The organism is Nocardia aurea, assembly GCF_003123685.1.
Classification (GTDB): Bacteria; Actinomycetota; Actinomycetes; order Mycobacteriales; family Mycobacteriaceae; genus Nocardia; species Nocardia aurea.
Window position 1 is genome coordinate 1 of sequence record NZ_QCYJ01000017.1, and the last position, 5,260, is coordinate 5,260.

Sequence of the window (5,260 nt, forward strand, 5' to 3'; positions counted from 1 at the left end):
GGGTGTCTGCTGCAGTGTCTGTGTGTTGTTTCAGATACCGCACAGTGGACGCGTAGCTTCTTTGTTGGTAAGTCCTCGGCCTATTAGTACCAGTCACCTACACCCGTTACCGAGCTTCCAGTTCTGGCCTATCAACCCCATGGTCTGTAGGGGGCCTTAACCACTCGAAGGTGGTGAGAAACCTCATCTTGGAACAGGCTTCCCGCTTAGATGCTTTCAGCGGTTATCCCTTCCGAACGTAGCTAACCAGCAGTGCCCTTGGCAGGACAACTGGCACACCAGAGGTTCGTCCGTCCCGGTCCTCTCGTACTAGGGACAGCCTTCCTCAAGTTTCTGACGCGCGCGGCGGATAGAGACCGAACTGTCTCACGACGTTCTAAACCCAGCTCGCGTGCCGCTTTAATGGGCGAACAGCCCAACCCTTGGGACCTACTCCAGCCCCAGGATGCGACGAGCCGACATCGAGGTGCCAAACCATCCCGTCGATATGGACTCTTGGGGAAGATCAGCCTGTTATCCCCGGGGTACCTTTTATCCGTTGAGCGACACCGCTTCCACTTGCCGGTGCCGGATCACTAGTCCCGACTTTCGTCCCTGCTCGAGCTGTCGCTCTCACAGTCAAGCTCCCTTGTGCACTTGCACTCGACACCTGATTGCCAACCAGGCTGAGGGAACCTTTGGGCGCCTCCGTTACATTTTAGGAGGCAACCGCCCCAGTTAAACTACCCACCAGGCACTGTCCCTGAACCAGATCATGGTCCGAGGTTAGAAGTCCAATACGATCAGAGTGGTATTTCAACGATGACTCCACGAATACTGGCGTACCCGCTTCACAGTCTCCCACCTATCCTACACAAACCGTACCGAACACCAATACCAAGCTATAGTGAAGGTCCCGGGGTCTTTTCGTCCTGCCGCGCGTAACGAGCATCTTTACTCGTAATGCAATTTCGCCGAGTCTGTGGTTGAGACAGCTGAGAAGTCGTTACGCCATTCGTGCAGGTCGGAACTTACCCGACAAGGAATTTCGCTACCTTAGGATGGTTATAGTTACCACCGCCGTTTACCGGGGCTTAAATTCTCAGCTTCGCCATTACTGGCTAACCGGTCCTCTTAACCTTCCGGCACCGGGCAGGCGTCAGTCCGTATACATCGTCTTACGACTTCGCACGGACCTGTGTTTTTAGTAAACAGTCGCTTCTCACTGGTCTCTGCGACCACCACCAGCTCAGGAAGCAAGTTCCGTCACCAGCGTTGGTCCCCCTTCTCCCGAAGTTACGGGGGCATTTTGCCGAGTTCCTTAACCACAGTTCTCTCGATCGCCTTAGTATTCTCTACCTGACCACCTGTGTCGGTTTGGGGTACGGGCCGTGTACCAACTCACTAGAGGCTTTTCTCGGCAGCATAGGATCACTGAATTCGCCTCAATCGGCTACGCATCACCTCTCAGGCTATATGAGACACGGATTTGCCTATGTCTCGCCCTACAGGCTTACACCAGTACAACCACTGACTGGCCCAGCTACCTTCCTGCGTCACCCCATCGCTTGACTACTACAGCCAGGGTCGTATGCAGCCACATCCGGCCTCCCGAAGGAGGTCCATCCGCTTTTGGATACTTAGCACAACTGATTCACCATTTGGCGCGGATACACGGGTACGGGAATATCAACCCGTTGTCCATCGACTACGCCTGTCGGCCTCGCCTTAGGTCCCGACTCACCCTGGGCGGATTAACCTGGCCCAGGAACCCTTGGTCATTCGGCGGACGAGTTTCTCACTCGTCTTTCGCTACTCATGCCTGCATTCTCACTCCTGTAGCCTCCACGGCTGGATCACTCCGCCGCTTCCATGGCCACAGGACGCTCCCCTACCCACCCCAACCACTGGAAGAAAACCCGCAGGTCGTCCTCGGTGTATTGTCGGAGTGCCGCGGCTTCGGCGGTGTACTTGAGCCCCGCTACATTGTCGGCGCAGGATCACTTGACCAGTGAGCTATTACGCACTCTTTCAAGGGTGGCTGCTTCTAAGCCAACCTCCTGGTTGTCTTCGCGACCCCACATCCTTTTCCACTTAGTACACGCTTAGGGGCCTTAGCCGGCGATCTGGGCTGTTTCCCTCTCGACTACGAAGCTTATCCCCCGCAGTCTCACTGCCACGCTCTCACACACCGGCATTCGGAGTTTGGCTGATTTCGGTAAGCTTGTAGGCCCCCTAGACCATCCAGTAGCTCTACCTCCGGTGTGAAACACGTGACGCTGCACCTAAATGCATTTCGGGGAGAACCAGCTATCACGGAGTTTGATTGGCCTTTCACCCCTACCCACAACTCATCCCCTCAGTTTTCAACCTAAGTGGGTTCGGGCCTCCACGACGTCTTACCGTCGCTTCACCCTGGCCATGGGTAGATCACTCCGCTTCGGGTCTAGAACATGCGACTGAAACGCCCTATTCGGACTCGCTTTCGCTACGGCTACCCCACACGGGTTAACCTCGCCACATGCCACTAACTCGCAGGCTCATTCTTCAAAAGGCACGCCATCACCCACCACCCACTAAAGGATGCACAGGCTCTGACGGATTGTAAGCGCACGGTTTCAGGTACTATTTCACTCCCCTCCCGGGGTACTTTTCACCTTTCCCTCACGGTACTAGTCCGCTATCGGTCACCAGGGAGTATTCAGGCTTACCGGGTGGTCCCGGCAGATTCACAGCAGATTTCACGGGCCCGCTGCTACTCGGGCATCATCCACAACAGCCGCTCGGTTTTCGTCTACGGGACTCTCACCCTCTACGACAGGCCGTTCCAGACCACTTCGACTAACCCAACGGTTTCTGACTGTTGCTCGACTCGGCAGAATCGAGAAGAATGACCCCACTACCCCACACGGACAACCCCTGCCGGGTATCACATCCGCATGGTTTAGCCTCATCCGCTTTCGCTCGCCACTACTCACGGAATCACTGTTGTTTTCTCTTCCTGTGGGTACTGAGATGTTTCACTTCCCCACGTTCCCTCCACACACCCTATATATTCAGATGCGGGTAACACGACATCACTCGTGCTGGGTTTCCCCATTCGGAAATCCTCGGATCTCAGCTCGGTTGACAGCTCCCCGAGGCTTATCGCAGCCTCCTACGTCCTTCATCGGCTCCTGGTGCCAAGGCATCCACCGTACGCTCTTAAACACTTACTAACAAAGATGCTCGCGTCCACTGTGCAGTTCTCAAACAACACACCCACCCGAATCCGAACCCCGCACCAGCAGAAGACTTTCCAGCCTCCCCGGTATGAACAAGAAATCCGAGCAGATCGTTATCGTTTCCCATGAAAGAAACACTCGCGTGTTCTCTCAGGACCCAACAGTGTGCCGATATAACCACCGCGACGAAAGACTCAGCTCCCGCCATACGCGATGATGATTGTCAGTGTTCCACCCATGAGCGTCCGCCGGAAAACGAATGTTTCCGAAACGGTCTCTGACGCAACCACACTCACCTGTGTGAGGCATTACGTAGAAATGCTCCTTAGAAAGGAGGTGATCCAGCCGCACCTTCCGGTACGGCTACCTTGTTACGACTTCGTCCCAATCGCCAATCCCACCTTCGACGGCTCCCTCCCACAAGGGGTTAGGCCACCGGCTTCGGGTGTTACCGACTTTCATGACGTGACGGGCGGTGTGTACAAGGCCCGGGAACGTATTCACCGCAGCGTTGCTGATCTGCGATTACTAGCGACTCCAACTTCACGGGGTCGAGTTGCAGACCCCGATCCGAACTGAGACCGGCTTTAAGGGATTCGCTCCACCTCACGGTATCGCAGCCCTCTGTACCGGCCATTGTAGCATGTGTGAAGCCCTGGACATAAGGGGCATGATGACTTGACGTCGTCCCCACCTTCCTCCGAGTTGACCCCGGCAGTCTCCTGCGAGTCCCCAACTTTACTTGCTGGCAACACAGGACAAGGGTTGCGCTCGTTGCGGGACTTAACCCAACATCTCACGACACGAGCTGACGACAGCCATGCACCACCTGTACACCGACCACAAGGGGGCCTACATCTCTGCAGGTTTCCGGTGTATGTCAAACCCAGGTAAGGTTCTTCGCGTTGCATCGAATTAATCCACATGCTCCGCCGCTTGTGCGGGCCCCCGTCAATTCCTTTGAGTTTTAGCCTTGCGGCCGTACTCCCCAGGCGGGGTACTTAATGCGTTAGCTACGGCACGGATCCCGTGGAAGGAAACCCACACCTAGTACCCACCGTTTACGGCGTGGACTACCAGGGTATCTAATCCTGTTCGCTACCCACGCTTTCGCTTCTCAGCGTCAGTTACTTCCCAGAGACCCGCCTTCGCCACCGGTGTTCCTCCTGATATCTGCGCATTTCACCGCTACACCAGGAATTCCAGTCTCCCCTGAAGTACTCTAGTCTGCCCGTATCCCCTGCAAGCTTAAGGTTGAGCCCCAAGTTTTCACAGAAGACGCGACAAACCGCCTACAAGCTCTTTACGCCCAGTAATTCCGGACAACGCTCGCACCCTACGTATTACCGCGGCTGCTGGCACGTAGTTGGCCGGTGCTTCTTCTACAGGTACCGTCACTTGCGCTTCGTCCCTGTCGAAAGAGGTTTACAACCCGAAGGCCGTCATCCCTCACGCGGCGTCGCTGCATCAGGCTTCCGCCCATTGTGCAATATTCCCCACTGCTGCCTCCCGTAGGAGTCTGGGCCGTGTCTCAGTCCCAGTGTGGCCGGTCACCCTCTCAGGTCGGCTACCCGTCGTCGCCTTGGTAGGCCATTACCCCACCAACAAGCTGATAGGCCGCGGGCCCATCTCGCACCGATAAATCTTTCCACCACAAACCATGCGATCCGTGGTCATATCCGGTATTAGACCCAGTTTCCCAGGCTTATCCCGAAGTGCGAGGCAGATCACCCACGTGTTACTCACCCGTTCGCCGCTCGTGTACCCCGAAGGGCCTTACCGCTCGACTTGCATGTGTTAAGCACGCCGCCAGCGTTCGTCCTGAGCCAGGATCAAACTCTCCGTTGAAGACTCACGAAACACCCCAAAAGAGGCGAATCAGAAATATCTAACTAGAGTCCGAAAACCTAGCAAAACAAAACGCCAACAAAAAACTTTTGCTGACTAAACGTCCGACACCCTCACACGGGGGTATGAAAGCATCGGAACCAAATAAAATATTTGGCACTGACATTCATCGACACACTATTGAGTTCTCAAAGAACACACGCACACAC

General features: G+C 55.4%; 2 rRNA genes. Both read right to left on the reverse strand.

The features are described 5' to 3' along the window. Positions 1 to 63: 63 nt before the first annotated feature. Positions 64 to 3,197, reverse strand: a 23S ribosomal RNA gene (locus tag DAT37_RS04205). 335 nt (positions 3,198 to 3,532) lie between these two features. Then, positions 3,533 to 5,051: ribosomal RNA gene (locus DAT37_RS04210) — 16S ribosomal RNA — on the reverse strand. Together the 16S and 23S rRNA genes form the textbook arrangement of a ribosomal RNA operon. Between the last annotated feature and the right edge of the window lie 209 nt (positions 5,052 to 5,260).